This window comes from Pseudoalteromonas sp. BZK2 (genome assembly GCF_014349195.1).
GTDB lineage: Bacteria > Pseudomonadota > Gammaproteobacteria > Enterobacterales > Alteromonadaceae > Pseudoalteromonas > Pseudoalteromonas simplex.
In genome coordinates this window covers 1-26,997 of record NZ_JACSOG010000019.1, presented here as the reverse complement: position 1 = coordinate 26,997, position 26,997 = coordinate 1, and the positions used below count along the sequence as shown (strand labels likewise).

Annotated in this window: 20 protein-coding genes and 8 tRNA genes; 4 read left to right on the top strand and 24 right to left on the bottom strand. The window is 42.0% G+C overall.

The annotated features are described in order from the left end of the window. The first annotated feature begins 17 nt into the window (after positions 1-17). Positions 18-647 carry a trimeric intracellular cation channel family protein gene (locus BIZ38_RS12850; protein ID WP_054553032.1) on the top strand — a complete coding sequence of 210 codons (630 nt, stop codon included), beginning with the start codon at positions 18-20 and terminating at the stop codon, positions 645-647. On the opposite strand, the gene BIZ38_RS12845 is transcribed toward BIZ38_RS12850, so the two are convergent. The 8 genes from BIZ38_RS12845 to BIZ38_RS12810 form a co-directional block, all read right to left on the bottom strand. Then, positions 644-1,099, bottom strand: coding sequence for a GNAT family N-acetyltransferase (locus BIZ38_RS12845; protein ID WP_138618154.1), 456 nt, complete (start codon positions 1,097-1,099; stop codon positions 644-646). The two genes, BIZ38_RS12850 and BIZ38_RS12845, sit on opposite strands and share 4 nt — an antisense overlap. Next, complete coding sequence (gene recD / locus BIZ38_RS12840) at positions 1,086-3,161, bottom strand: exodeoxyribonuclease V subunit alpha (RefSeq protein WP_262387607.1); 2,076 nt, start codon at positions 3,159-3,161, stop codon at positions 1,086-1,088. The genes BIZ38_RS12845 and recD overlap by 14 nt, the downstream gene beginning before the upstream one ends. Further along, positions 3,158-6,733 carry an exodeoxyribonuclease V subunit beta gene (gene recB / locus BIZ38_RS12835; protein WP_187490429.1) on the bottom strand — a complete coding sequence of 1,192 codons (3,576 nt, stop codon included), beginning with the start codon at positions 6,731-6,733 and terminating at the stop codon, positions 3,158-3,160. The genes recD and recB overlap by 4 nt, the downstream gene beginning before the upstream one ends. Then, a complete protein-coding gene (gene recC / locus BIZ38_RS12830) occupies positions 6,720-10,064 on the bottom strand; it encodes an exodeoxyribonuclease V subunit gamma (RefSeq protein WP_187490428.1) in 3,345 nt (1,114 codons plus the stop codon). Before recC ends, recB begins: the two co-directional genes overlap by 14 nt. Before the next feature lie 140 nt (positions 10,065-10,204). Beyond that, entirely contained in the window at positions 10,205-11,266 is a 1,062-nt protein-coding gene (locus BIZ38_RS12825; RefSeq protein WP_187490427.1) for an alkaline phosphatase D family protein, read from the bottom strand. Beyond that, the gene (locus tag BIZ38_RS12820) at positions 11,263-12,390 is read right to left on the bottom strand and encodes an alkaline phosphatase family protein (protein ID WP_187490426.1); all 1,128 of its coding nucleotides are present in this window, start codon (positions 12,388-12,390) and stop codon (positions 11,263-11,265) included. The genes BIZ38_RS12825 and BIZ38_RS12820 overlap by 4 nt, the downstream gene beginning before the upstream one ends. Positions 12,391-12,446: 56 nt before the next feature. After that, positions 12,447-14,804: a TonB-dependent receptor domain-containing protein gene (locus BIZ38_RS12815; RefSeq protein WP_187490425.1), complete on the bottom strand. Its 2,358-nt coding sequence runs from the start codon at positions 14,802-14,804 to the stop codon at positions 12,447-12,449. Between the two features lie 212 nt (positions 14,805-15,016). After that, a complete protein-coding gene (locus tag BIZ38_RS12810) occupies positions 15,017-16,060 on the bottom strand; it encodes an alkene reductase (protein ID WP_187490424.1) in 1,044 nt (347 codons plus the stop codon). A 121-nt stretch (positions 16,061-16,181) separates the two neighbouring features. Here BIZ38_RS12810 and BIZ38_RS12805 point away from each other — a divergent pair, with 121 nt between their 5' ends. Further along, positions 16,182-16,763: a TetR/AcrR family transcriptional regulator gene (locus BIZ38_RS12805; RefSeq protein WP_187490423.1), complete on the top strand. Its 582-nt coding sequence runs from the start codon at positions 16,182-16,184 to the stop codon at positions 16,761-16,763. A gap of 85 nt (positions 16,764-16,848) precedes the next feature. Next, positions 16,849-17,247 carry a DUF2750 domain-containing protein gene (locus BIZ38_RS12800; protein ID WP_187490422.1) on the top strand — a complete coding sequence of 133 codons (399 nt, stop codon included), beginning with the start codon at positions 16,849-16,851 and terminating at the stop codon, positions 17,245-17,247. A 27-nt stretch (positions 17,248-17,274) separates the two neighbouring features. On the opposite strand, the gene BIZ38_RS12795 is transcribed toward BIZ38_RS12800, so the two are convergent. Next, a complete protein-coding gene (locus BIZ38_RS12795) occupies positions 17,275-18,159 on the bottom strand; it encodes an AraC family transcriptional regulator (RefSeq protein WP_187490421.1) in 885 nt (294 codons plus the stop codon). Between the two features lie 229 nt (positions 18,160-18,388). Here BIZ38_RS12795 and BIZ38_RS12790 point away from each other — a divergent pair, with 229 nt between their 5' ends. Continuing rightward, positions 18,389-18,913 (top strand): carboxymuconolactone decarboxylase family protein, encoded by a 525-nt coding sequence (locus BIZ38_RS12790; RefSeq protein WP_187490420.1) that lies wholly within the window; start codon positions 18,389-18,391, stop codon positions 18,911-18,913. A gap of 10 nt (positions 18,914-18,923) precedes the next feature. On the opposite strand, the gene BIZ38_RS12785 is transcribed toward BIZ38_RS12790, so the two are convergent. The 15 genes from BIZ38_RS12785 to tolQ form a co-directional block, all read right to left on the bottom strand. Continuing rightward, positions 18,924-19,011: transfer RNA gene (locus BIZ38_RS12785), tRNA-Ser, on the bottom strand. A gap of 152 nt (positions 19,012-19,163) precedes the next feature. Continuing rightward, positions 19,164-20,204, bottom strand: coding sequence for a quinolinate synthase NadA (gene nadA, locus BIZ38_RS12780; RefSeq protein WP_187490419.1), 1,041 nt, complete (start codon positions 20,202-20,204; stop codon positions 19,164-19,166). A 129-nt stretch (positions 20,205-20,333) separates the two neighbouring features. After that, positions 20,334-20,409 (bottom strand) — tRNA-Lys (locus BIZ38_RS12775). 51 nt (positions 20,410-20,460) lie between these two features. Then, positions 20,461-20,536 (bottom strand) — tRNA-Lys (locus tag BIZ38_RS12770). Between the two features lie 56 nt (positions 20,537-20,592). Beyond that, a tRNA-Lys gene (locus BIZ38_RS12765) sits at positions 20,593-20,668 on the bottom strand. Positions 20,669-20,724: 56 nt separating this feature from the next. Continuing rightward, positions 20,725-20,800, bottom strand: a tRNA-Lys gene (locus BIZ38_RS12760). A gap of 55 nt (positions 20,801-20,855) precedes the next feature. Next, a tRNA-Lys gene (locus BIZ38_RS12755) sits at positions 20,856-20,931 on the bottom strand. Positions 20,932-20,988: 57 nt separating this feature from the next. Then, positions 20,989-21,064: transfer RNA gene (locus BIZ38_RS12750), tRNA-Lys, on the bottom strand. A gap of 63 nt (positions 21,065-21,127) precedes the next feature. Continuing rightward, positions 21,128-21,203: transfer RNA gene (locus BIZ38_RS12745), tRNA-Lys, on the bottom strand. 168 nt (positions 21,204-21,371) lie between these two features. Beyond that, positions 21,372-22,133, bottom strand: coding sequence for a tol-pal system protein YbgF (gene ybgF / locus BIZ38_RS12740; protein WP_054553017.1), 762 nt, complete (start codon positions 22,131-22,133; stop codon positions 21,372-21,374). Between the two features lie 12 nt (positions 22,134-22,145). Next, on the bottom strand, positions 22,146-22,688 hold the full coding sequence (pal, locus tag BIZ38_RS12735; RefSeq protein WP_054553016.1) for a peptidoglycan-associated lipoprotein Pal: 543 nt from the start codon (positions 22,686-22,688) through the stop codon (positions 22,146-22,148). Positions 22,689-22,722: 34 nt separating this feature from the next. After that, positions 22,723-24,081, bottom strand: coding sequence for a Tol-Pal system beta propeller repeat protein TolB (tolB, locus tag BIZ38_RS12730; protein WP_187490418.1), 1,359 nt, complete (start codon positions 24,079-24,081; stop codon positions 22,723-22,725). Between the two features lie 9 nt (positions 24,082-24,090). Further along, positions 24,091-25,029, bottom strand: coding sequence for a cell envelope integrity protein TolA (gene tolA / locus BIZ38_RS12725; protein ID WP_187490417.1), 939 nt, complete (start codon positions 25,027-25,029; stop codon positions 24,091-24,093). A 1-nt stretch (position 25,030) separates the two neighbouring features. Then, positions 25,031-25,456 carry a protein TolR gene (gene tolR / locus BIZ38_RS12720; protein WP_054553013.1) on the bottom strand — a complete coding sequence of 142 codons (426 nt, stop codon included), beginning with the start codon at positions 25,454-25,456 and terminating at the stop codon, positions 25,031-25,033. After that, the gene (gene tolQ / locus BIZ38_RS12715) at positions 25,443-26,147 is read right to left on the bottom strand and encodes a protein TolQ (protein WP_054553012.1); all 705 of its coding nucleotides are present in this window, start codon (positions 26,145-26,147) and stop codon (positions 25,443-25,445) included. The genes tolR and tolQ overlap by 14 nt, the downstream gene beginning before the upstream one ends. Positions 26,148-26,997 lie beyond the last annotated feature (850 nt).

Here is a 26,997-nt window from a genome sequence, read left to right as displayed (position 1 = left end):
ACAGGTAAGGAAACCCCATGACATCAGAATACTTTCATTTTTTAAGCATTATCGGTGTAGCGTTTTTTGCTATTTCTGGCACCTTGCTGGGCCATGAAAAAAGTGTTGGTGGTTTTGGTGTGGTGGTTGTTGCCACAGTCACAGCTCTAGGTGGTGGCACACTTCGAGACATATTGCTTAACAAACCAGTATTTTGGATAGCTCAGCCCGATTATTTGTACGCAACTTACATAGCCATATTCGCGTCTATTCTATCAATTCGTCACTTACCCGATTTAAGTAACACCACCATGCTATTAATGGATGCCGTAGGGATGGCAATTTTCAACATTATTGGTATCGAAAAGGCGCTGATCGGCGGCGCAGATATGATTGTTGCCATCACCATGGGTATGACCACAGGTATTTTTGGTGGCCTGATGCGTGATGTGATCTGCCGAGAAGTGCCTTTAGTAATGGGTGAAGAACTCTATTCAACCGCTTGCTTATCTGGCGGGTTAACTTACGCGGCTTTATTCACCCTGGAGGTGAGTTATATTTGGTGCATTCTTGGCGCATTCGCTGTGACGGTCTGTTTAAGATTAGGCGCCATACACTTTGGTTGGCAACCTAACCTGTTTCGTAAAAGCAGCTTTAAACGCTCTTAGCAGGTCATATAAATACAGCCATCGAGTGGCATGTCCGATGGATACTGGGTTTGTATAAACCCCATTTTTTCATAAGCTGTTTTAGCAAGGGTATTGTGACTATACACAAACAACGACAAACTATCGCAGTTCAGTTGCTGTTTACCCTGCTCTCCTAGTAAATTTATCAACACTTTTGCAAGACCTTTACCACGTTCACTTGGCGCGATAACTAGCCGCCCTAAATGGCAACGACCTTCACGTAAATAGTATTGACCAAACCCTAACATCTGGCCCTCGTCATTAATCAACGCGAAGGAATTCAGCGCATCTAGGTTTAAATCATTTTTAAAGCTTTGCGTATCAAATGGGTAATTAAAAAATGGCCCAGACCAAATACGCAGTTCAGCCTCTGAGTTAAACCAACCCATTAACTCGTTGAGTTGGTCACTCGTTACTTTAACTAGCTTCATGTTTTAACCTATCGTATAAACCCGATGCACGAGTAACAGATTTATTCATTGCCATGAGCAATACATTTTTATCGGCCACCAGCTCAAATGTGGTTTTCGCGCGGGTGATCCCCGTGTAAACCAATTGCCTGTTAATGCCCTGATTAGCCTGTTTTATTGGCGGTAAAATCATTGCTGTGTAAGCAAATTCAGAACCTTGCGACTTATGAATTGTCATGGCATACACTTTGTCGTGAGCAGGTAAACGTGCGGGCGAAAAGGCACGAATATTTTCTTGTTCATCAACAAACATGGCTTTTAACTGACCTTGCTCATCGTGCATTAAAATACCGATGTCGCCATTAAACAGTTTTAGCTGGTAGTCGTTTTGGCTGATCATAATTGGCATACCCACGTAATGCCTTTGATATGGCGAGATTAAACCTTGTTGAGCCAGTGCTTTTTCAATACGCTGATTAAGGCTATTTACACCATAATCTCCCTCTCTGACGGCTGCCAGCAACTGATAATGCGCAAAGGCTTTATGCACACTGGCAACACTTGCCCCTTGCTGGATAAGCTGCAAATAATCGTGATATTGCAACGCCGCTTGTTGCACAAACTGCTCTATCGGTTTACTAATTACACTGTAATTAAGTTTAAGGTCTTTAAAGCCACCTTGATTGATCGTTTGCTCAACGTAGCCCAGTAAGCCACTGTTATTGGTATTTACAGCTTGTGCTAATTGACCAATGCCGCTACTGCCATCAAAACGATAACTTTGCTGTAAAAACGCAATACAATCGTTAAGTACAAAATGACTGCTTGCCGCGGGTATTTCGCTCTGATTATTAAAACAAACGCGATTAAGCTGCGCTGCTCTTTCACTGCTGTAATCAGGCATTTTGCCAAGCTCTAACCCTTGGCATAGGTCGCTAAGAATACTGCCCGTATCAACCGAGGCTAATTGGTCTTTATCACCCAGTAAAATAAGTCTTGCATGGCTCGGTAATGCCTCGATTAGTTTTGCCATAAGCGATAAATCAACCATCGATGCTTCATCAATGATCAGTACATCTAAATGCAGCGGATTACGCTTGTTATGGCGAAACTTATTGGTATGTGGAATAACACCCAGTAAACGGTGAATCGTTTGCGCGCTGTCAGGAATAAGTGGCGCGATATTATCAGGGATCATACTAAGCTTTTGTTTTGCCCCTAAAATCGACTCGGTTAAACGCGCTGCCGCTTTACCTGTCGGTGCAACCAGCTTTATTGTTAGCGGTGCACTGGCATACAAAGATTGTAAAATGGCCAGTAGCTTAGTTACTGTGGTAGTTTTACCTGTACCCGGGCCGCCAGTGATCACACTAAAGCCTTTTGTTGCAGCAATTGCACAGGCTACTTTTTGCCAGTTTAATGTTTTAATAGGATCGCTTGGGTTGGTTGTATGTTCACTATTAGGAAAATACACCTCAAGTAATGCCGTTAATTCGGCTTCATCAAGGGTGAGTTCTTTCGTTGCTAAATGATGTAAACGCGAAGCCAGTGTGGTTTCGTACTCTGCCAATCGGGCAAAATAAAGTTTATTCGCAAACAATAGCAGTGGTTTGTCGTCCCCTACACACTCAGCATTCATTAGTTTATTAACGGCATCAGAAAGGCCAAATTCTGTCGCAAACGGGGTTAAAACATCAGGGGCTGCAATGCTGGCATCAGCTAGGCTTTGCTGTTTAATTTCAAACGGGTTTTGCCAGTTTATATTCACGAGCTCTAAACAACTGTGCTGACTTTGCTGCGCTGCCGCAAGTAATAAAATCAGGTAAAAAACCTCACTGTGCGCTGCTTCGTTATTCTCTACCAGTGTTTCTGTGCCAGTCAATAGCTCTGCGAGTTTCACATCAACTAAGCGAATACGTTTTGCCTCAAGTAAATAACTTAGTAAAGGCTGTGTTTTAAGTTCTGTAGCAGGCAACACTGAATCGCTTTCGGCATATTGTGCTGGTTGCTCTGGTTGTTCTGGCTGCTTATTCATTGGCTCATTTGGCTCAAGGTCATCAAAGCCGAATGTCAGTTGACTCATAGCATGGCTCCTTGTGCGAATAAGCTATCAAGCTCAGTTATTTGCTGTTTTGTTAGCTGATTAAAGTACACCCCTTGCCCTTCGCTCATACCACGTAAGAAGGTGTAGTAAACACCCCCTAAATGCGTATCGCTATCGTAATCTTGAATACGTTGTTTTAATAAACGGTGCAGTGCCACGGTATAAATTAAATACTGCAAATGATACTGGTGACTGGTCATGGCTTGCTCTAGTTGCTCATGTTGGTAATCAGCCGCATTATTACCTAAAAAGTTCGATTTATAATCAAGAATATAATACTTACCCTGCCAGCAAAATATTAAATCGATAAAGCCTTTTAGTAAGCCTTGTACCTCACTAAAATCAAGCTGCCCTGGTAAATTAAAGTGCTTTACCAACACTTGGTTAAGCTTATCACTTGAGAGTGATAACAGGGGTAAGTTAAATTCCATTTCGACCAAACAGGTATCGGGCTCAAGTACTGATAAACTAAGCCCTTTATCGTTTAGTGGGCAATTCAGTGCAGCAAGGATCCACTGCTCGGTCATTTCCTGCCAGCTATCGTCAATATGGTATTTTTCGAATAACGTTTTGATCACTTTATCTAATGCGTGGTCGTCTTGCTCAGTGGCTGGACGCTTTAACGCATAAGGGTCAGTAAAGTCTAATTGCTCAAATATTTCATGCAAACAACTACCCGGCTTTGCCCCTTTAGGGAAGCTGTAAGGTGTTAAAGCATTGGCATTTTGGGCTAAAAACTCATCTTTTTCGTGGTCTTCATCACTGCGACCAAGCTCAATATGATCAGTATGCTTTTTCAGCGTTAAGCTACTAAAGCTGGTTGAGCGCCAATCACGCTGAATGTCTGCTTTAACAGTATTAACTTGATAGGCTTGCTCACTGTCTGCACCAGCAAATGTTAACTTCTCAAGCTCATCCGCTTGGCTAAACGCCTCATAGAACATGTGCGCAGAGCCTTCACAAAATTGTTGTAACAATGCGCGCCATTCATCGCCCGATTTAATCTCTAACCCTGCAAATAATACGTGGCCAATGCTGGTACTTTGAATTCCAGGGCGAGCACTGCGACCTTGGGCAATGTTATACATACCCACAGAACAAAAATGCACGGCACGTGTCAATGCCACATAAAGTAAGCGTAAATCTTCAGCTAAGCGCTCTTGCTCTGCTTTTTGCATTGCGTCGTCACTTTTAGCAAGGTCATAAATCAGCTTACCGTCTTTATGGTAAAGGGCTTCTTTGCTTTCGCGATAACCACAGGCAAACGGCATGAATACAATCGGGTACTCTAAGCCTTTTGAGGCGTGCATGGTGACAATTTTCACCAAATTAGCATCGCTTTCTAGGCGAACTTGCACCGCTTCGCCATCTTGTTGACTAACTTTTTGCGCAAACCAACGCAACAATCGATGGGTGCCCTCAAGCTCAATTTGCTTTTGCTGTAAGATCTCCCCTAAATGGCGGAAATCGGTGAGCCAGCGTTCAACGTTGTAGCCTAAGCCTTGCCAACGCGCTGCGAGCTGATTATGGCTTAATAAACGCTCGAGCATCGCCATAGCGCCTTGTTTATGCCAAATGTGGGCAAGCTGAGCAAAAAAGTTTAAATGTTCTTGCCATGCACTTTCATTTTCGTGAAGCTCATAAATACTGTTATAGCTTAAACAAAACAATGGCCCTGCTAGTACACCACGCAGTAATGACTCATCATACTGTCCATGCAAGGCCGTTAAAAAGTTCAGTAAATGATGACTAAGCTCTTGGTTAAACACACTATCACGGGATAAATACACACTGGCAATGGAGGCTTCTGCCAGTGCTGTTTTCATCAACTGTGCTTCGTTTCGATCACGCACTAACACACAGATATCAGCGGCCGTGAGAGGTTTTCCTGCGATAGTCGCATGGCCTGCATTAGCTTGCTTGAGTAGTTCAGTGATTTTTTTCGTATATTGCAAAGCCAATGCTTGTTGAGCCACCCCTTTGCTGGTTGGCTTGTTGTTGGCTTCGGCGTATTCATCAACAAACACCGAAAATTCAAACGCACTTGGCATTTCACCGTTTATTAAAAACGCTTTTTCTTGCTGTTTTCCCTTCGCATTAACCTTTTGAAATGGGATTGCATCGTTATAAATAAAGCTATTTTTATTTTTAGCAAATAAGCGGTTTACACTATCAACAACCCCTTCACTTGAGCGGTAGTTGGTATCTAGGGTGTATTGCTTGTCCTCTGAAACAGCTTGTTTTGCGCCAATATAAGTAAAAATATCTGCTCCACGGAAGCCATAAATAGCCTGTTTTGGATCACCTATCATGGCAAGCGTGGTGTTTTTAATGCCATAAATGCGGCTAAAAATACCATATTGAACTGGGTCGGTATCTTGGAATTCGTCAATCATGGCAACCGGAAACAAAGCCGCAATTTTTTCACTTAACGCTTGGCCTTGCTCACTTAAAAGTGCCTGATGCAAGTTGCTCAGTAAATCATCTGGAGTAATAACGCCTTGCTCTTGCTTGCGTTTAACTAATGCATTTGCCACCCATTTAGCAGCGTATTGCACTATCGCAATATTTAACCCGTTATTGATAAGGCTACTCAGTTCGGCCATTTCATCAAACCGAGCCAGCATTTCGTGACTGAGTAAGCTGCCGTTTTTCTTATAATTTGCAGGGTCGCTTAAATTTTCTGTGCTCCACACTTCAAACGAGTATTTACTGGTACCAAATACAAAAAATAGCTCATCATTGTTTATATACTCTTCAAGCGCAGCAAGGCTGTTTTTTCGGCCTGGGGTTTTTGAGCCACTTAAATCAGATGCTTTTACAGCATTAATAAACTCACTATCACGGCACGCCTTTTTAAATGCTGGTACTTTTGCCACAAAGTTGTCGCGCGCTTGCCATATTTCATCAAGGTCATACTCAGGGGTAATTGTTGCCCCTTGTTTATTGAGTAAATTCACCACCTGTGAGTGCAGTGACGCTGGCACTGGGAAAATATCGGTAATTGCTTGGGTGCGCTCTTTTGATTGTGGGTAAACAAAGGCACGCCAAAAGTCATTAAGGGTTTCTTGAATAAGCTCACGCTCATCTAAAATAAACTCTAAGTTAAACGCCACCCCTGATTCAAAAGCATGTTGTTTCAGCATTCGCTGACAAAAGCCATGAATGGTGAATATAGCGGCTTCATCCATCGACTTTGCTGCAGCGTCTAGCAAATCAAATGCGGCGTGTTTGTCAGTTACCTCATTAATTACTTGCTCAATCAGCTCATCATCGGGCTTTTTACCAAGCAGTGCATCTCTGGCATTGATTATACGCGCCCTTACACGGTCTTTAATTTCTTGAGTTGCAGCCTCGGTGAAAGTCACCACCAGTATTTGCTCAACACTTAGAGGCGTATTTAATGCTTCATCTTCACCGGTCGCTTTCTGTAAGCCCAACAAATACCGTAAATACAAACCTGTGATGGTGTAGGTTTTACCTGTACCGGCACTGGCTTCAATAAGGCTTTGCCCACACAGCGCCATACTCATTGGATTAAGCGTTTGCATGATCTGCCTCCTGTGCTAATTCAACAATTGGCGATAACAGCAGCTCGCTCCATTTTATAAACTCTTCTTCACAGTCTTTAAGGCTCTTTATGGTTAAACGAATATACGGGTTTTCACCTTCACCTATGCCTATGTATTGCGGTGCGAACTTATTGTTTGCTTTGACCATGTCTTTATCTGTTTTTATGTACTCGTAACCACTGACCGGGAAAAACGCCACTGGGCGAGTTAAAAGCGTTTCATAAAGCGAAAACCAATCGTTTAAATAGCTACGGGCATCGTCTTCTGACAAAGGTGAAAAACTAATTTGCTTGTCTAAACCAAGAATAAGGGTTTCAACCGGCTGGCCCATTATTTGCGCCGCTAAATGATGCACAAAGCCACGAATTACATCTTTTGCTTTAATACTGGCGGTGCGATAAAACACCTGTTTTTGACCATAAATATGATTTAACCAACCTTCTAGTGTGGTATTGGCTATTTTAATATTTACTTCAACGGGTAATGCTTCATCACCTTGAATATGCGCTTTTACCTGCCCTGCAAGCGCATCAACTCGGTGCTGCATACTTTCAAACACAAGGTCGCCAACATGGGCTTGGGGTAATTCACCGCGCTGCATTATTTGTGCTTGATTAAGCGGAATTTCTTGAATGCTTGCTTCGAGAATTTCGTCAAGGTAAAAGTAGCGGCGTAATGCGTCTAAACTAAATGGCTCTTCATCTTTAGCAATATCGTTAAATTGCGGTAAGCGTAAACCCAAACTTTGCTGATAAAAGCTCTCGTGCGGCTGGCAAATACTGCGAATAAACTGAGTTAACTCAACACTGCTTTCTGGCTGAACACTAAGCGCTTGCTGTGGCTCAGGATTAACAGGTTGAGCTGGCATCCACACGGGGTTATAGCTGTGTAATTGTGTGGCTAGCGGTTTATTTGCTTTTTGCTCGTCATCAGTTTGGCTTTTATTACCTTCTTTGTTAGTGGTCAGATAATAAGCCGGGTTAAATGGCTGTAAGTGCTGATAATTAATCAGCGCCTCTGGTAGCTTTAAGTGAGTGTCTTGATCAGCAAACTCAAAGCTACGGGCTATGTATTCCAAAAGCTCGCTCACTAAAGTTGAGGGCATTCTTGGTTGGTTATCAAAACAAGAACGGCCAATATAACTGATGTATAAATTCTCACGGGCACTTAAAATCGCTTCTAAAAACAGGTAACGGTCATCAAGTTTGCGAGAGCGGTCGCCTTTTTGGCGTTTTGAGAAAGGCACTAAGTCAAAACCGATTGGCTGAACGGTACGCGGGTAATCTGCATCATTTAAACCTAGCATGCACACCACTTTAAATGGCACTGCACGCATTGGCATCAACGTACAAAAGTTTACTTGCCCCACTAAAAAGCGCTGCCCTACGCCTTTTTCTTGAATACCTTGTTTAACCAAGTAACTCACAATACGCTGCGAAACGGCTTGTTGGTAATCGCCATTGTCATAATGCTTAATCAATGTATCGAGCACTTTTTGCAGCACTAATAAATCCCAGCTTTGCTCACCTTCATCGCTGTACACATCGCTTAATAATTCTTTTAGAATTTCTGCCTTTTCGTTAAGTGGTGCATCAGCTTGCAGCTTGGCTTTATAACGGGCCAGTACATCAATAAATTCAATAAGTTTATTTAAGGTATTCAGTGCCATACCTTCAACTTCATCGGCACTGTAAATCCCCGAAAACGGCAATTGCTCATCACGTTGTGCAACACCTAATAACAAGCGGTTTAGGCCATGTTGCCAAGTATTTAAATCTATTGCGGGTAAGCCAAAACTGTCTTTGTGAGCGGCATCTAAGCCCCATTTAACGCCAACACGTTCAAGCCAAAAACCTATTTGCTCATATTCATGGGCTTCGAGGTTAAATTTTTCGGCAATTTGTGTGACTTGCAGTAAATCAAGAATGTCAGACACACCAAAGCGTGAGTAAGGTAAATCGGCTAAACTAGCAAACGAGCTAAGTACTGGTTTTTCTTGCTCTATTGCTAAATCGGCTAACGCATAAGGAATAAAACGTCGCCCTTCGGCACCACCAAACACCGCCTCAATATACGGGCTGTATGTGCCAACATCTGGCATCATTACAATAATATCTTTTGGTGTTAGCGCTTTATTTTCATTGAATAAATTGAGTAAGTAATCATGTAGTCGTTCTACTTCACGAAGTGGCGTGTGACAATCGCTCAGCACAATACTGGTATCGTCTGCCTGAATTGGCAACTTGCCTTCGTCATTAATAAACCATTCTTTATCAGGCGTTAATGACTCACCCTTAAAAGCTAATTGGTAAATTTCAGACTGTATTTGCGATAACAAGCTTTGATCAAACTCGTTATCGAATCCATCTAGCCACTGCGCATCTAGTTGCAGTAACTGCTCAAAATAATCTCGGCCTAATTTACCCCACGACGAGAGTAACGGGTTACCGATAAAAAAGTACTCGTGATCAGGGTTTTTCGCGCTGTCTTCAAGCGCTTGTAACTGCGGGCGTTTGGCATATTTAGCGGCAATCTTGGCTGCTGTTTTTTCATCGAGCGTGTCGCCCCAGTAATGCTCACTGGGGTTAAAGAAAAACAAAAATACCTGCGTTTTTTTCGCAATGGCCTGAAATACTTCAAGCTGGCTACTCGCAATTGCAGAAATACCAAATAAGCTAATACGCTCAGGTAATAGGTTTGCGTCCATTTTTTCAAGGGCTGCAAGCAGCTTGTCTTGCATATTGGCGCGGTGATATTGGCTTTGCCCAAGCTCTTTACTGTGTGCCACCAGCTTGCGCCAGAGATCTGGCTGCCATTGTGCAATGCCCACATCAACATCATCAAGTTCATCAATGCCCTGCTCCCAAGTGGCAATCCAATTAGGGCGATACATTAAGTATTGGTCATAAACGTCGGCAATTTTCTCGCACAAGGCAAAGGTTTTTTGCCCTTCACTGTCACCATCCAAATAGGTTTTAAGTGGTAAGTACAGCGGCTCATCAATGCAGTTTGGTAAAATCGCAAACAGCTTCCAAGCAAGGTTCGCTTTGTTATACGGTGATTCACTGGGTACATCAGGCAATAATTGTTGGTAAAGCTGCCAAATAAAACTCGAAGGCAGCGGAAAATCAACCTGAGCGGCAATCCCTAAGTGTTCACTTAAACCTATTTTTAGCCACTGCGACATACCCGGTGACTGCACGAGCACAATTTCTTTTTTAAAAGGGCTCGTTAGCGGATTAACTTTAAGAAGAGCGTGAAACCGCGCTTGCAGTGCTTCCATGCGATTTGATTGAATTATATTCAGCACTTTACACTGTCCTTGCTTGAAACTAACTAATTGACACAGTGTAAGATATTTTAATTAGATGGGATAGAGAGAAATACCCGCAAACAAGGCTTATTCCATGTTTGCGGGCATGTGTTAAAGATATGCGCAGCTGGCAATATTTACTGGTATGGGCTTATCGTCGATAACGCAAACTCGGTGTGCATGATCTCATCACCCTTAATACCTTTAAGCGCAATACGGATGGTAGGATCTGCTTTTTGCCAATCGATTGTTAAATCGCCGTAGTTAACTTCATGAGTGTAATCACCCACACGGTGTTTATTAGGGCTAACATCTTTCCACTTTTCTGTAAGCCCAGAGCTAGTCATCTCAAATAGCGGGTAATCTAGGTTTTGTTCATATTTAGACAGCTCACCCCAGTGGGTATCGCCACTGACTATAATCACACCGTTTACTTTATGTTTTTTAATAAGCGCAAATAAGCGCTCACGATCAGCCGGATAATTAGCCCATGACTCCCAACCAGTAAAATCAGCTAATAGCTGCAAGCTTGAGGCAATGATTTTTATCTTTTCATCTGACTTAAGCTCTTGTTCAAGCCATTGCCATTGGCTTTCGCCAAGCATAGAGGCGTTTTTATCAGTTGTTGGGCTATAAGGCCCTTGTTTTGCAGGTTTTCGCTCAAGTTGATAAGTCATCGCCGATACGTGATTCAACGGTGCGCGATTAAAACGAAGATCAGGCATGATGACTTTTACTGTTTGCTCACCTTCACCGTAAGTGTACGAAGTGTAAATACCATCTTCACGAGTTCTGCGAGCAGAATCCGCAGGCTCTTGCCAAAAGTCGAGCATGATTTTTCGTGATTGCTGTTTTTTTGGGTATTCGCTGCCAGCGTCATTTTCGCCATAATCATGGTCATCCCACATGGCTATTATAGGTGTATTTGCACGTAATGTTTTAAAGCCCGGCTTTTGCCCTAAACGTTGATATTTATCGGCAAGTACCGACATATCTTCGGTATCTCCATAAATGTTATCGCCAAGGAACATAAATAAATCGGCTTGCTCTTTGTTGATGGCATCAAAAATCGGAATAGCCTTGTCTTGATGACCACATGAGCCAAACAAAATTTTACTTGGCGCGGCAATCGCACTCACACTACTAACCAGCATTAACCCAGATAAGGCGCTTTTAAACAAACTAAAAGTTAAACTCATTTTAAAATCTCCTTAATTGGCGCGGCTATTTTCGGGTTAACTTGCTGGCTGTTAACGCCTAAAATATTCAGCACAGTTGCCGCTACTTGCGCTTGTTTGAGCTCATTGCTTGGCTTAATTAAGCCTGTTGCTTTTATATCTGGGCCAATAGCTGCTAACCAAATATGCTCAGAGCCAACTATGCCGTTTGGAAAACGCTGCTTTCCTTGCTCTGAACGTGCCAAAGCACGCTTCGAACTATGATGCTGCCAATCATCAGCATGACTGCCACGGCCATGATCGGTGGTGATGATCAATGTGGTATTGTCTTTATAGCCCGGTGTTTGTTGAATTGTTTGCCAAAGGTCACGAATAAACGCATCACTTTGTTTAGCCGATTTTAAATAGGCATCGTATTTACCGTTATGAGCAAAGTCATCGGTTTCACCTAAGCTAATAACCAGCAAACGCGGCTGTTTATTTAATAAATATTGTTTGGCAAATCGGTAGGTAAAGCTGTCGAGGCGAACATTGTGCCAAGGGCTTGGGATCTCGCTTTGCATTTGGTTTAGCAGAGTCACTTCCTTTGACTTCACCGCATCAAAAGTTTCAAATCCAGCATTAACAAATACTCCACTGCGCTCACGATTTACAATATAGGGAAACACATCCCAGCTACCAAAAAGCGCGGTTTTACCTTTAAACTCTGGCTGAGAATTTAAACTCTCTAAAATGGTTTTATTGGGGTTAGGCACTTTATCGTTGCTATCGATATTTTCGTCTACTATGCCGGTTAAAATTTCACTGTAACCTGGGTATGAGAAATACCACGGGTTGCTTACCAACATGAATGAGCCTTGAGTTCTATCGCCAATCAAAACGCCTTGCTTTGCCAATGTTTCGCTAAAAAATGGCATTAACGCTTGAGTACGCTGTGCTTGATCATCTCGCCAAAAAAGCGCCTTTAGTTCATCTGTATTTGCAACAAAATCAGTGTTATCAATAAGGTTCTCATCTGCCCCTGAGAACACTTCTTGCCAGCGAAGCCCATCAAGAGTAACAAGCACAACATTGTCGGCAGCTTTACAGCTTATGCTTAAAAGTGATGCTGCTAAAAGCACCGTGGCTAAAATTATTTTTTTCATATCTCACCTGCAAAAAAGCCCATCAAAGATGGGCTGTTTAAACGTTAGCTTATTGCTTAAAACTGCGCTGTAAGTGTTAGAGCAGCTGTACGAGGTGCACCAATAAAGTAGGTTGAACCATTACCAGTACCACCCGCTAGATAAGATTTATCAAACAGGTTATTCACCACAAATGCAAGGTCGAGTGATTTAAACACACCCGAATCAAGACTGGTGTTATAGCCTATGTTTAAATCAACCAAGGTATAACCATCAACTTTGTTACGTGAACGGGTTTGTTCATCAGTCCATGCACCTAAACGCTCACCTGTGTATTTAGCCGATAAACCAAAGCGGAAATCACCACTGTAGTAGTCTGCCGATACCACAAATAAATCTTGTGCTGAGTCAATCACTTCATCACCTGCTTTAAAACTGGCTGATGCCTCTTCAAGTAACTCACCATCGCTGTTGTAAGCACTTGGATCGTTCGATTGATACTCAGAGTTATTGTAGGTATACGATGTGTAAAGATTCCATTTGTCAGTCAGCATATAGCTTGCAGAAAGCTCCACCCCCGTTGACTCAATACCACCAACGTTGATGTAAGAACCGTTCGTGCCAATGGTGTAATCAATTCCATCTGTATCACTGCCCGGAGCAATAAAGGTAATACGGTTATCAAATTCAATGCTGTAAGCTGTTGCCGTTAAGCTTAAGCGGTCATCACTGTAGCGAACACCAAGGTCGATGTTTTCAGCTGTTTCAGGTTCAATTTCGGTCAGTGTTGATGAATCACGTTCAAGTACACCATCTTTAATTGCCGCAAAGTTTTCGCTGTAGCTGGTGAATAGCTCTGTGCTTGCAGATAGCTGATACAGCACCCCGCCGCTGAGTAGTACGTCTGAATCACTGTCGATTTTATCTGAGTACTCATCTTCAAAATGGTTATAACGCTGCAGCTCAACAAGATACTGTTTAGCACCTAAATTAAGTGTGAAGTCGCCTAAACTGATTGAGTCTTGTACGTACCACTTGAATGTATCTGTTTCGAAGGTGTTTTTATACTGTGTCCAGTACGGCGTATGGTCAAAGTGATGATAAATACGGGCATCAATAACTTTATGCCAGTCACGTGACTCATCACGGTCTGTTTGTTCAAACCAAAAACCGGCTTCAATGTCATGGTTGCCAAGGGTTACTTGGTATTCACCGGTCATACCTAAGCGGTCTTTTTTATAGTGAGTATGACGATACGACATAACAGGAATGGCATCATCTGGGTAACATGCAGGGTTTAAGCCAGGGCCAGATGACCATGGCCATTCTAAACTTGCCGTACAACCTGCAGCAGGTGCAAGTGGGTTACCCTCACTATCTGTAAAGCCATAGCTGCCAGCATTTTCGCCGCCAATCGTTGTTGGATTGCCATCGCCATCAACCGGTGACGTTAAATAAGGCGGGATCCAATCGCCACGACCTGAATTCTTATGATAGTAAGGTGACAAGCTTAAGTTTGAAGTGGCACTTAACGCGTAATCAAACTTTACATACGCAAGGGTATTTTCACGCAGTGTACCCCAGCCCTCAGCAAACATTTGATCAAAATGCGGCACGCCAGTCCAATTCCAAGTTAAACGATCCCAATCAGGGTTTTGTTCAAACTCACTAATGCTGATGCTGTTATAGTTAATTTCATGAACATCATCATACGAAACACGACCCGTTACGGTTAAGTCGCTAAAGTCTGATACAAACTTCGCTTCGATGTGCTGGTTGTCTTTACCACCATTGCTACCATCTCCAACCCAACGACTGGTGTCTGTTTGCGAATAGCTGATATAGGCTTGCGTGTTATCAAACACAGTGCCAGTTTCGTGCTTAACAAAGTAACGGCTAGCGTTATGATCGCCCGTTGTGTAAGCAAACGTAGTGCTTTGCTCAGTGCTCGGTTGTGCACTCACAAAATTAAAAGTACCACCTAATGCTTCGAGTGATGCAGAGGCAATATCAGACGTACCTTGCCCTACTTCAACTGTTGCTAAGTTTTCGCTGTCTAAGTAACGGTTTGCTTTTGCACCGCCACCATAGTTAGAACCACCATTAGGAATACCATCAATCGTCATACCTAATTGCTGTTGATTACCATCAATACTAAAGCCACGCATAGTAATGGTGGTTGACCAATCGTCACCACCGAATGCATCACCTTCGTTGATGCTAATACCCGGTAGGTTATCAATCACGGCTAACACACTTGATACTGAACTTTGTTGCTCAAGCATCGCAGGTTCAATAACGTTATTTGCATAACTGGTTGGCTTTGCAACAACGGTAATTTCTTCAATTTCGTTATTCGTGTTTGCATGTGCCGATGTTGCTAAAAGCGTTGCGACTACAAGGCTTAGCTTTGTTTTTTTTGCTACTGTGCTCATTGTTTTTCCAAGGTTACGTATTTAAAAGCGGGCACAGTATGCAGAGCGCGTATTACATTTAGGGTCAAAATATTTGACACAACAATTAAACAATTAATGCATTTTCATGGCAGATTTAAGACTTAACTGTTTAATATATAAGAAAGTATTAGAAAAAACGCCCAGTTAAATTAACTGAGCGCTTGTTGGTTGGACAATATTATTAGGTTTGCTTAAATCAGTTCAGCCAGCATTTCATCGCTGTATGGTGTTAATGCTTCACCATTTTTAACTTTACTGATGTAATCTGGGTTCGCAATGAATGGGCGACCAATCGCAATTAAGTCAAATTGGTTATTATCGATAGCTTGATTAGCTGTCTCAAAGCTATAGCTACCTACCCCGACTAAGGTACCTTTGTACGCACCGCGCATATATTCAGATGCTGACTTATCACCTAAGCTTGCAAAGCGCATGCTGTCATCAAAAATACCAACATGTAAGTAGGCAAGATTACGCGTTTCAAGGGCTGGTAATAGATAATCAAATACCGCCTTATCACCGTCACTTTCGGTCATATTAAAATACGCGCCTGGCGATAAACGTAATGCAGTTTTATCTGCACCAATTGCTGCCACTACTGCATCAACGACTTCAAGAACAAAACGTGACATGTTTTCTGGTGTTTGCCCGTATTGGTCTTCACGTTGGTTGGCAGCAAAGTGTAAGAATTGATCAATTAAGTAACCATTCGCACCATGAATTTCAACCCCGTCAAAACCCGCTTCAATAGCGTTTTCGGCGGCTTTTGCGTAATCAGCTATTAAACCTTGGATGTCTTCAATGGTTGCCGCTTTTGGAGTAACGTAAGTTAATTCACGCATTCTCGGTACCGAACCTTCAACACCAATTGCTGATGGCGCCAGTACATCACCACCAAAAAAGTGAGGGTGAGCAACACGACCTACGTGCCAAAGCTGAGCAAACATTTTGCCGCCTTTTGCGTGCACAGCATCGGTGACTTTCTTCCAGCCTTGAATTTGTTCGCTAGTAAATAGACCCGGTGTATTTGGATAACCTTGTGAATCTGGGCGAATAATCGTTGCTTCGCTAATAATTAAGCCCGCATCAGCACGGCGCGCATAATAGTCAACCATTGCTTGGGTAGGTACGAGATTATCGTCGCTCATACAGCGTGTAAGGGGTGCCATTAGTACACGGTTTTGCAACTCAATGCTGTCATTTAGTTTAAACGGAGAAAGTAAATCGGTTGTCATGGTTTTATCCTTATCTTGAACACACATTCAAGATAAGGGCGAAACAAACATACTTCAAGGTTTATTTTGAATAATCGTTCAAGATTACGTAAACTTCGTTTATAAACCGTGAGGAGCTTTAATGAGAACTGCTGAATTTGATACTGAATTTGTACTACGCCAAGCCATGCATGCTTTTATGAAATATGGCTATGCGAAGACCAGTATGCAAAAATTAAAAGAAGTGACTCACCTTCACCCGGGTTCTATTTACGCGGCTTATGGCAACAAAAAAGGCTTGTTTTTAGCCGCCACCGAGCAATATCAAAAAGACAGAAACCAACAATTTACTGCCCTTTTTAATGACCAACAATCAATTTTATCAACTCTTAAACATTACTTAACTGTGATTGTTGATGAGTGTATTGAAGGTGAAGTAGCTAAAGTATGCTTACTTACAAAGAGTATTTCTGAGGTTGAAGGCAATGACCCACAAATTTGCACTGTGCTGCGTAGCAACCTTAATGCATACGAGCATGCCCTCGCCGAGCAACTTCAAAAAGCCCTAGATAACAACGAATTTGTAAGTAGCAAGTCAGCGCAACAGTTGGCGCGCTTTTTAGTGATGGGCATATACGGTATTCGTACCTATGCGCTGACAAATCAAGACCCTAAATCTCTGCAACAACTTGCTGACGATCTATTTGCTACATTAGTAAATTAATTTAGCTATTAACTTTACTTGTCATATTAATTTATCACCTTATGATTAAGGTGTAGCTGTGTATAACTAAAAGAGTGAGCCTGTCATGAATAATGCAACTGCTAAACGTGTTGAAACTGAATTTGATGCTGTACTCGCCTTAGGCGCAAAGAAACGACTCGCTTATATGTTTGAAACGGTACAAGAGTTTAAACAAGTGTGGATCCTCAATGATGAACATGGCTGCGTCATGCTCTCAAACGAAGATGACGACTGCGTGCCTGTATGGCCTAGCCGCGAATTTGCCCAAAGCTGGGCAACCGGTGAATGGCAAGGTTGCACACCAAAAGCCATCCCTGTAAAAGATTGGTTAAGTCGCTGGACACCTGGTCTTGAGCAAGATGACTTACTTATTGCTGTATTTCCAACAGACCAAGACGACGGCACAATTTTATTCCCCGATGAGTTTGACTCACAACTGAGAATGCCAAAAAGACGATTTTAAATGTAAGGGAGCCAAGCGCTCCCTTTTTTATGCGATTTGTTGTAACCGCAGTGCTGAAATATCTTTAATCGGTGGCTTGCCAAAAAAGCGTGTGTACTCGCGGCTAAACTGCGATGGACTCTCGTAACCCACTTTTAAAGCTGCAGAGCCTACATCTATTCGCTCATTCAGCATTAATTGTCTTGCCGCTTGTAGCCGTAAGTTTTTTACGTATTGCAACGGGCTCATCTTTACTACATCACGAAAATGCAGTCTGAATGTCGACGGGCTCATGTGTGCATCACGGGCTAAATCATCAATTGAAAATTGACTGGTAAAGTTTTCTTTTAACCAACACAAGGTCTTAGCGATTTTTTGATGGGCTGAGCCAGACATCACAATTTGCCTTAAATAAGGGCTATGCGGGCTATTTAACAAACGCAATATAATTTCTTTTTTAATAAGTGGCGCAAGATTAGCTTTTAATTGAGGTTCATTGTCGAGTTGAATCAGCCTTAGTAAAGCGTCAAGCAAACCATTATCAGTATCAACCACCGACATAGCTTGGTGCTTAGGAAACTTGTCTTGCCCGGCAAAATCCATTTCAGCAACAATGTGACTGATTTCATGAGCATCTAAGCGTAAGTAAAGTCCGTAAAATGGCTGCTCTTTACTGGCACGAGTAATATGCGAGGCAACAGGCACATCGACTGAGGTCACCAATGATTGCCCGTCAGTGTAATCATAACTATGTTCACCCAGCACAACTCGCTTTGCACCTTGCAAGCTAATACCCAGCCCTAACTCATACACGCAGGCCATCGGTAATGAAACTTCGCTTCGTCTGAACACCAATAATTCTGGAATCCCTGTTTCAAAATTACCGTCTGCAATCGCTATTGCTTTCACTGCTTCTATTAATGCCTGACGCATTTAGATTACCTCACATAAATACTCAATTAAGTGTATCACCGTAATTTGAGGTTAGGACCATTTTAGGTAACAGTTCGTTATTTTAGGCAAAAATTAAATCATTTATGGCAAGCAGTAATAGCCATCATCGACCATAATGTATTTTCAATTTTTCGATTGTATGCTCTATGTAATCAGCAACTGCTACAAAACTTCAATATATTCAATACCTAAAATCAAAAGAGATATTATGAACCATAACAACACGGATTTATTTGTGTTTGTCGCGATCGCTGCTTTGGTCACCGTTCATGACAAGCCTTTGTTAAAACGAGCATGTCAGCACGCATTGAATGATGGCGTTTCAATGCAAGAGTTGTGTGATATTTTACCGCATATCAGTGTATATTCTGGGGTGCCAAAAGCATTGCTGGCGCTAGAGATTTTAAAGTCCCTTGATGATATTAAAGGTTCAAATACGTTGCTTATCAAACGCACAGAGCAGCAGCTAAAAACCGCACTCACATTTGGCCAACTACCTTTTGGCATAGAACAGCAAAACAACAGAGTTTTTGAGCTTGCCTCTTTAGGCGCTTTATTTGCATTAGACGATGCCAGCAACTTAGTTAGCGAGCAACTTAAACGCTGTGTGCTGCTTGGTTATAGCCGTGAACAACTTGAATTATTAGTGATAGAACTTGCCAGAAAGGTCAGTAGCCACATAGCAATGCGCGCTAAATGTAACCTTGAAAAGCACTTTGCTATGGTGGGGTAAATTTAAGAAATGGCGGTGACGGAGAGATTCGAACTCTCGATACGTTGCCGTATACACACTTTCCAGGCGTGCTCCTTCAGCCACTCGGACACGTCACCTAAGGCGCTAACTAAGATTTTAGCGAGGCGCTATAGTATGAAAACAACCCTACCGACGCAAGGGCTTTTTAAAATAGTGCTGTTAAGTGATTAGTAATCAAACAAAAAAGGCAAGGTAAACACCTTGCCTTTTGTCTATAGATAACTCGTTCTTAACGCTGAAGCGATGCTGAGAACTCTAACATACGGTTAAGCGACTTTAATGCGCCTTCGCGTAAGTCCATATCAACAAACACTTCTTTACCTTCAGGGTCTGTCAGTGCTTCTTCAATCGCTTTTAAGCCATTCATTGCCATCCACGGGCAATGTGCGCAGCTTTTACAGGTTGCGCCTTCACCCGCTGTTGGTGCTTCAAAGAATTCTTTCTCTGGGCATAACTGCTGCATTTTGTAGAAAATGCCACGGTCAGTCGCAACGATGAACTTTTTGTTGTCCACGGTTTGCGCTGCTTTGATTAGTTGGCTTGTAGAACCAACCGCATCAGCTAAGGCTACAATCTCCGCAGGAGACTCTGGGTGAACCAATACAGCCGCATCTGGGTGTAAGGCTTTCATATCCTTAAGTGCTTTGGTTTTAAACTCGTCATGAACGATACAGGCGCCATTCCACATGATCATGTCAGCACCTGTGTTCTTTTGAATATAAGAACCTAAGTGTTTATCAGGACCCCAAATGATTTTTTCGCCTTGCTCATCAAGGTGCTCAACTATTTCTAGGGCACATGAAGAAGTAACAATCCAATCTGCACGCGCTTTAACAGCGGTTGATGTATTTGCATACACTACTACCTTGCGATCAGGGTGCTGATCACAAAACGCTGAGAATTCTTCAATTGGGCAACCTACGTCTAATGAACAGGTTGCAGCAAGCGTTGGCATAACAACTGTTTTATTTGGCGTTAGGATTTTTGCTGTTTCGCCCATAAAGCGAACACCGGCTACCACAATTACATCTGCGTCGTGCTTAGCGCCAAAACGCGCCATTTCTAGCGAGTCAGCAACACAACCACCTGTTTCTTCAGCTAGTGCTTGAATTTCAGGATCAGTGTAATAATGGGCAACAAGAACCGCGTTCTTGTCTTTTAATAATTGTTTGATACGTGCTTTATACTCAACTTGCTCGTCTTTTGATAACGGAGCTGGCTTTGGAGGGAAGATATAATCTTCAGGCATAATTTGTTCAGCTAGACTCATTTCTCGACCACTTAGTCCACAGTGCATTCATGGCGCGAATTATACGAGAATCTTAAGCTAATGAACAGTATTGCTGTGAGCTGTTAAGATAAATAAAGGATAACTTAGAAAGAAAAGATAAATCAGGAATGGTGGGTCATGATGGACTTGAACCATCGACCAATGGATTAAAAGTCCACTGCTCTACCAACTGAGCTAATGACCCGCTCTGGATATTTTGATACGTAAATCCGCCGATATGAGACCATTCGAAGAATGGTGGGTCATGATGGACTTGAACCATCGACCAATGGATTAAAAGTCCACTGCTCTACCAACTGAGCTAATGACCCGCTCTGTTGCTTATAAAAAGCTGCGTAAATCCGCCGATATGAGACCATTCAAAGAATGGTGGGTCATGATGGACTTGAACCATCGACCAATGGATTAAAAGTCCACTGCTCTACCAACTGAGCTAATGACCCGCTCTGATGCTTGTAAAAGCTGCGTAAATCCGCCGATATAAGACCATTCAAAAGAATGGTGGGTCATGATGGACTTGAACCATCGACCAATGGATTAAAAGTCCACTGCTCTACCAACTGAGCTAATGACCCGCTCTGATGCTAATAAAAGCTGCGTAAATCCGCCGATATAGAACCATTCAAAGAATGGTGGGTCATGATGGACTTGAACCATCGACCAATGGATTAAAAGTCCACTGCTCTACCAACTGAGCTAATGACCCGCTCTGTTGCTTATAGAAAGCTGCGTAAATCCGCCGATATGAGACCATTCGAAAGAATGGTGGGTCATGATGGACTTGAACCATCGACCAATGGATTAAAAGTCCACTGCTCTACCAACTGAGCTAATGACCCGCTCTAATTGCTTATAAAAGCTATACGTAAATCCGTCGATTAAAGATTACCATTCTAAGAGAATGGTGGGTCATGATGGACTTGAACCATCGACCAATGGATTAAAAGTCCACTGCTCTACCAACTGAGCTAATGACCCGCTCTTTTTTCCGCATTTTGGCTGTTGTTACCAATCGCCTGCTGCGGGCGCTTATAATACTTATTTAAATGCTGAGTGCAACAGAAAATATCTCTTTTTTTAAGTTTTTATGTCTAGTTGCCTAATTTTAGACCGCTTATGTCAAAAAGCAGTCTAATCAGGTCAAATCTACATTTGCGACAGACGTTCTGTGGCTAATTTAGCAGCGGTAGTACTTGGGTACTGATTAATTAAATCATTAAAGGTTTTAAGGGCTTGCTCGCCTAAACCTTGATCCGCTAATAAGTTTCCTAACTTTAACATTGCATCTGGGCGCTTATTAGAATTAGGGTATTCATTCACAACAACTTTAAAGTGCTCAGTCGCACCTGCTTGATCGTTTTGAATAGTTAACAGCTGACCTAACCAATAATGCGCATTAGATGCATACACTGAATTTGGGTATGTCGTTAAGAATGCTTGAAACTCAGGAATTGCTTGCTCATAACGTTTATCTTTCATGATTAACGCCACTGCACGCTCATAAGCTTCGTTTTCAGATAAGTCTGAACTGATTGCCTGTGATGCACCTACATCTGTATAAGTATTTGTAGGTTGAGTTTGTGTTGCAGCAGGCTGGCTATAAGCTTGGCTAACTCGGTTCTCAATTTCTTGATATAGCTCACGCTGACGTTGCAGTACTTTTTCAAGCTTATAGCTTTGCTCTTCTGTAATACCACGTACTTGGCTCACTTCGTCTTGTAAAATATTAAGCTGCTGCTGAAGCTCAGCTTGCAATAAATTACGTGACTTCATCATGTTTTCTAAAGCGACTAAACGCTTCTCAATGCTCGATTGCGAGCTTGCAGCTTCTGAAACAGGAGCGGGAGCAGCCCATAACTGGGTGCTCCCGCTTAAGATCATTGCTGCCAAAATAATTTTCGGCTTCATAATGACTCTTTATTAGTAAACTAATACTGCGCGACGGTTCTTCGCGAACGCTTCTTCAGTGCGAGACTTAACCATTGGCTTCTCTTCACCATAGCTCACTACTGACATTTGGCTAGCAGAAACACCTAAACTTTGTAAGTATTTTTCTACTGCTTGACCACGGTGCTCGCCTAGTGCGATGTTGTACTCAGGCGTACCGCGCTCATCAGCGTGACCTTCGATTAGTACTTTAACTGAAGGGTTTTGTACTAAGAATTCAGCGTGTGCTTGTAATAGTTCAGCATACTTGCTTTGGATTTTTGCGTTATCAAAACCAAAGTAAATGATTTGCTCTTGACGTAACGCTTCGTATTTTTCACGAAGTGCTTCTTCAGCTTGTTGCTCTGGAGTAAGCGTTGCAACTTCAACAGTATCAGTGTTGTTTGATTGCTCAACCATACCTTGGTTAGATTGGTTTGCAGCACCTTCATCAACACCTGAAGAAGAGCTACACGCCGCTAATGTCATCACTGGCACAGCAATTAGCAGGCCTTTTAAAGTTTTATTAAGTTGCATTTAATTGATTCCTATATTGAGTAAACCAGTATAATTACTGTAAATAAGGCGACCAAGCCGGTGCCTTAACTTGTCCGTCTAGCACAGGTAAGCGTGCTTTAAAGCGACCATCCATAGAAACTAACGCCAACACCTGTTTATTATTATGAAGCGTGCTGTAGATAATCATCGAGCCGTTTGGTGCGATACTCGGCGATTCATCAAGGCGTGTTCTAGTTAATACTTGGAACGCACCTGTAGCTAGCTCTTTCTTAGCAAGATGGTATTGACCGTTGGTACGGTTCACCATCACTAATTCTTTTCCGTCTGGAGAAACCGAACCTGCTAGGTTCATATCTCCGTCAAACGTCATGCGTTTTGACCTACCAGTTTGCAAATTTAACTTATAAATCTGGGCATTACCACCCCTTTCAGACGTAAACACAATATCTTGCCCATTAGGGAACCAAGATGGTTCAGTATCTATACTACGGTGATTTGTAAGGCGTCTTTCTTTGCGAGTTGCAAGGTCTAAAACATATACTTCTGTTGCACCATTGCGGTCTTTAGAGAGCACTAATAGTAGCTTTTTGCCATCAGGTGAGAACTGTGGCGCACCATTAATACCAGGGTGACTTGTGATCAGCTCGCGTTTACCCGTGTATAAATCTTGAATGTAAATTTGGCTTTGACGATTTTCAAATGTTACATACGCAAGCTTAGTACCATCTGGTGACCATGCCGGTGACATTAATGGTTCTTTCGAGCGAAGTAATACTTGCTCATTAAAACCATCATAATCAGCAACGACTAACTGATAAGGCATTGCCTGATTTTCTCTCACAATAACGTAGGCAATCTTCGTTAAGAATGCACCTTTTTCGCCAGTTAAAGCTTCGTATACAACATCACTGATGCGGTGAGCGTAGCGGCGGAAACCCATTTCAGCTATTACACTTTCTCTTGCATCAAGAATATGGTCTTGGCTTTTAACTAACTTACCGTTACTCATCATCTGTGTTTGACCACCCGTGATCTGACCACGAATAACATCAATAAGCTCATACTTAACTAAGTAACGTCCACCTGGCTGTTGTTCAACTTGACCAACAAGAACGGCTTCAACACCTTTATTAACCCATGCAGCATAGTCAACGTCAGTATCAGTTGCTGGTAATTGAGGCATTGTTGCTACATCAATAGGTTTAAATTTACCACTACGCATTAAGTCTGCTGCAATAACAGTACTTAACTTTTCAGGGATGGGGCCAACCCCAGTGTATTGAAATGGCACAACCGCAATCGGACGTGCACCATCAACACCATCGGTAATAACAATTTCTAATGCAGCACTGGCGATGCCATGAAAGCCCAGTAATACAATAAAACATGCTGTTTTTATCTGGTTAAACATATCATTCCTTTAGAATTCTGGCTTAATTGTTAAATTAATATTCTTAAGTTTCTCAAAAACTTCTCGATCTTTTGATACTGGTAATGTGTCTGCCAAACGCACAGCACGTATAGCAGCTTCACAAACCAATGCATCACCACCCAGCGATTTTACTTGAGTTACAAGACCATTAAAACCAAGGCGGATATTAAGACGACAATCTTTGCCGCGCATCTTTTCATCTTTTAAGAAGTTTTGTTGAATTCGCGCCTTGATTAACGCATTGTACTTATCAACTTCACTCACAATTTGCTGTTGACGAACTTTATTTCGTGCAGCTTGCTCAGCAGCTAACTGCTCTTGCAACATTTGCTCTTGCAATGCTTGCTGGCGTTTACGCTCGGCTTCGGCTTCTTTGCGTTTACGTTCAGCTTCTGCTTCGGCAGCTTTACGCTTACGTTCTTCTTCCGCTTTCTTTAACGCCTCTTCTTCAGCTTTGCGCTTTTCTGCTGCAGCTTTTGCTGCTGCTTCAGCTTCTTGCTTTTGCTTTTCAGCTTGTTGCGCTTTAGCACGTTCTTTTTGCTGAATTTCACGAGCTTTTTTCGCTTGTGCTTCGGCTTCTGCTCTTTCTTTCTCTTTCGCGCGGCGCTGTTGTTCTAGTTTTTTAAGACGACGGTCTTCCGCTTCACGTTGCTTACGTGCATCATTAGCACGTCGTTCGAGATCACGAAGACGCTTTGCTTCAGCTTGTTTTTTCGCTTCTTCTTGCTTTTTTAGCTCAGCAATTTTTTGTTCAACTTTTTGTTGGTCTACCGTAACCGCTGAAACAGCCTTTTCTGGCTCAGGCATAGCTGGATTCAAAGTTACTTCCATTACCTTAGGAGTAGGTAAATGAAAACTAGCTGATCCAATTAAAAAACCAATAATACCCAGATGTAATAGAATCGATTTGATTAATGACTCACGCATATTAACCCTCAAATGATTCGGTCATTAGACCCACTGAAGGCACACCGGCATTTTTCAAAAAGTCCATGAGTAGCAGTACTTCTTGATAAGAAACACGGCCCGAACCTTTGATCATCACTGGCGTATCTGGATTCTTTTGCAGCTGAAGTTTAATCACTGCAGCAACATCCAACGCTTCCATTGGTGCTTCAGGATCTGTACCAATACTTACATAGTACTTACCTTCAGCATCAATTGACGCAATAATTGGAGGCGTATCTTTAGTATCAACAAGATCCGATTCTTCCATCTTTGGCAAATCTACTTTTACACCATGAGTAATAAGTGGCGCAGTTGCCATAAATATGATTAGTAGTACCAACATTACGTCAATGTAAGGAACTACGTTTATCTCACCTACTGGGCGACGTTTCTTACGCTGGTACATTCGCTTTAGCCTCTATTTGCGCAGCAGCTTGGCGGTGTAAAATATTGGCGAACTCTTCCATGAAGTTAATATAATTACCTTCAAGCTTTTCTACTTTGTTTGCAAAACGGTTGTAAGCAATAACAGCTGGAATTGCAGCAAATAAACCCATTGCTGTTGCGATTAGTGCTTCAGCAATACCTGGCGCTACCATTTGTAGCGTTGCTTGCTTAACTTCACCTAATGCGATAAATGCGTTCATAATACCCCACACCGTACCAAACAGGCCGATGTAAGGACTAATAGAACCCACTGTTGCTAAAAACGATAAACTTGACTCAAGCTTTTCAACTTCACGCGATAAAGCAACACGCATTGAACGGTGTGTGCCTTCCATAACAATACTTGCACTTTGTGGTGAATTTTTCTTATGACGTGCAAACTCTTTAAAACCTGCAACGAATAATGCTTCAACACCTGATGCGCCACCAGGACGCGCTGATACTTCGTTGTATAATTTACTTAGGTCAATACCCGACCAAAACTTCTGCTCAAAGCGCTTTGCGCCATTAAGTGCATCAGAAATCGCTTTTTTACGCTGAAAGATAATTGCCCATGACATTACCGACATACCGACTAATGCCAACATTACTAGCTGGACAAGTACACTGGCTTCTAGAATAAGATCTAAAAAGTTAAGCCCTGATCCCACGTTAAACTCCTAAAATAGATTTCTATGTAATTTGTTATATTTTTTACACTTGTATTTATTGACCACAAAGGCGGCCAAAAGTTACATCTAGTGTATCTAGTCAGCTATGAACTGACAACGCTCTTGCTGTGAATTAGCGGCAAATAACGGTAAAAAGCAATTTGCTTAGTTATTTTTTAGCCATATTAGGTTTTATCAATACAATTATGCATATTTTCACCTTAATAATAAGTCACTACAGTGACACTAAAAAGCAACCAAAACAGCCAAAAACTCGGCGTTTATTCATAAATAACGCATAAACACCCAAAAGCACTTTTACGAATCTACTACAGAATACTTAAACTAATCCTGAATAAAGTTCTTAAAATTTATAAAAACCTTCTCATTCATGAACTTAAAATTTATATATTCACAATGTGAACAAAAAGAAAACAATTAAAAAATATACTCACATTAGTTTTTTTTATCTGAAAATAAAATTTTTCTAGTTTGAAGAAAAATCCATCATTGCGTATTATTTACCTATACCGAGCTAGCAACCTCATGAAAGTTTCTTTCATTAAGCTCCGTTTTTAGCAATATGAAAATTCGTATTGCACTAGGTTTGCTTAAATCTGGATAAAACCTTTTTTAAGTAGACCGTAGTTCCCTGGATTACTTCCTTCAACTTGTTGTTTGCCCGCATCCTTATGCGGGCTTTTTTTTGCCTACACAAACGTCAATGAGAATACCTATCGATAACTTAACAGCATGTGAATTACAGATGTTAAAATGAGACAACAACCCAGTGGTAAGCGGTTAGTGGTTAGTGGTTAGTGGTTAGTGGTTAGTGGTTAGTGGTTAGTGG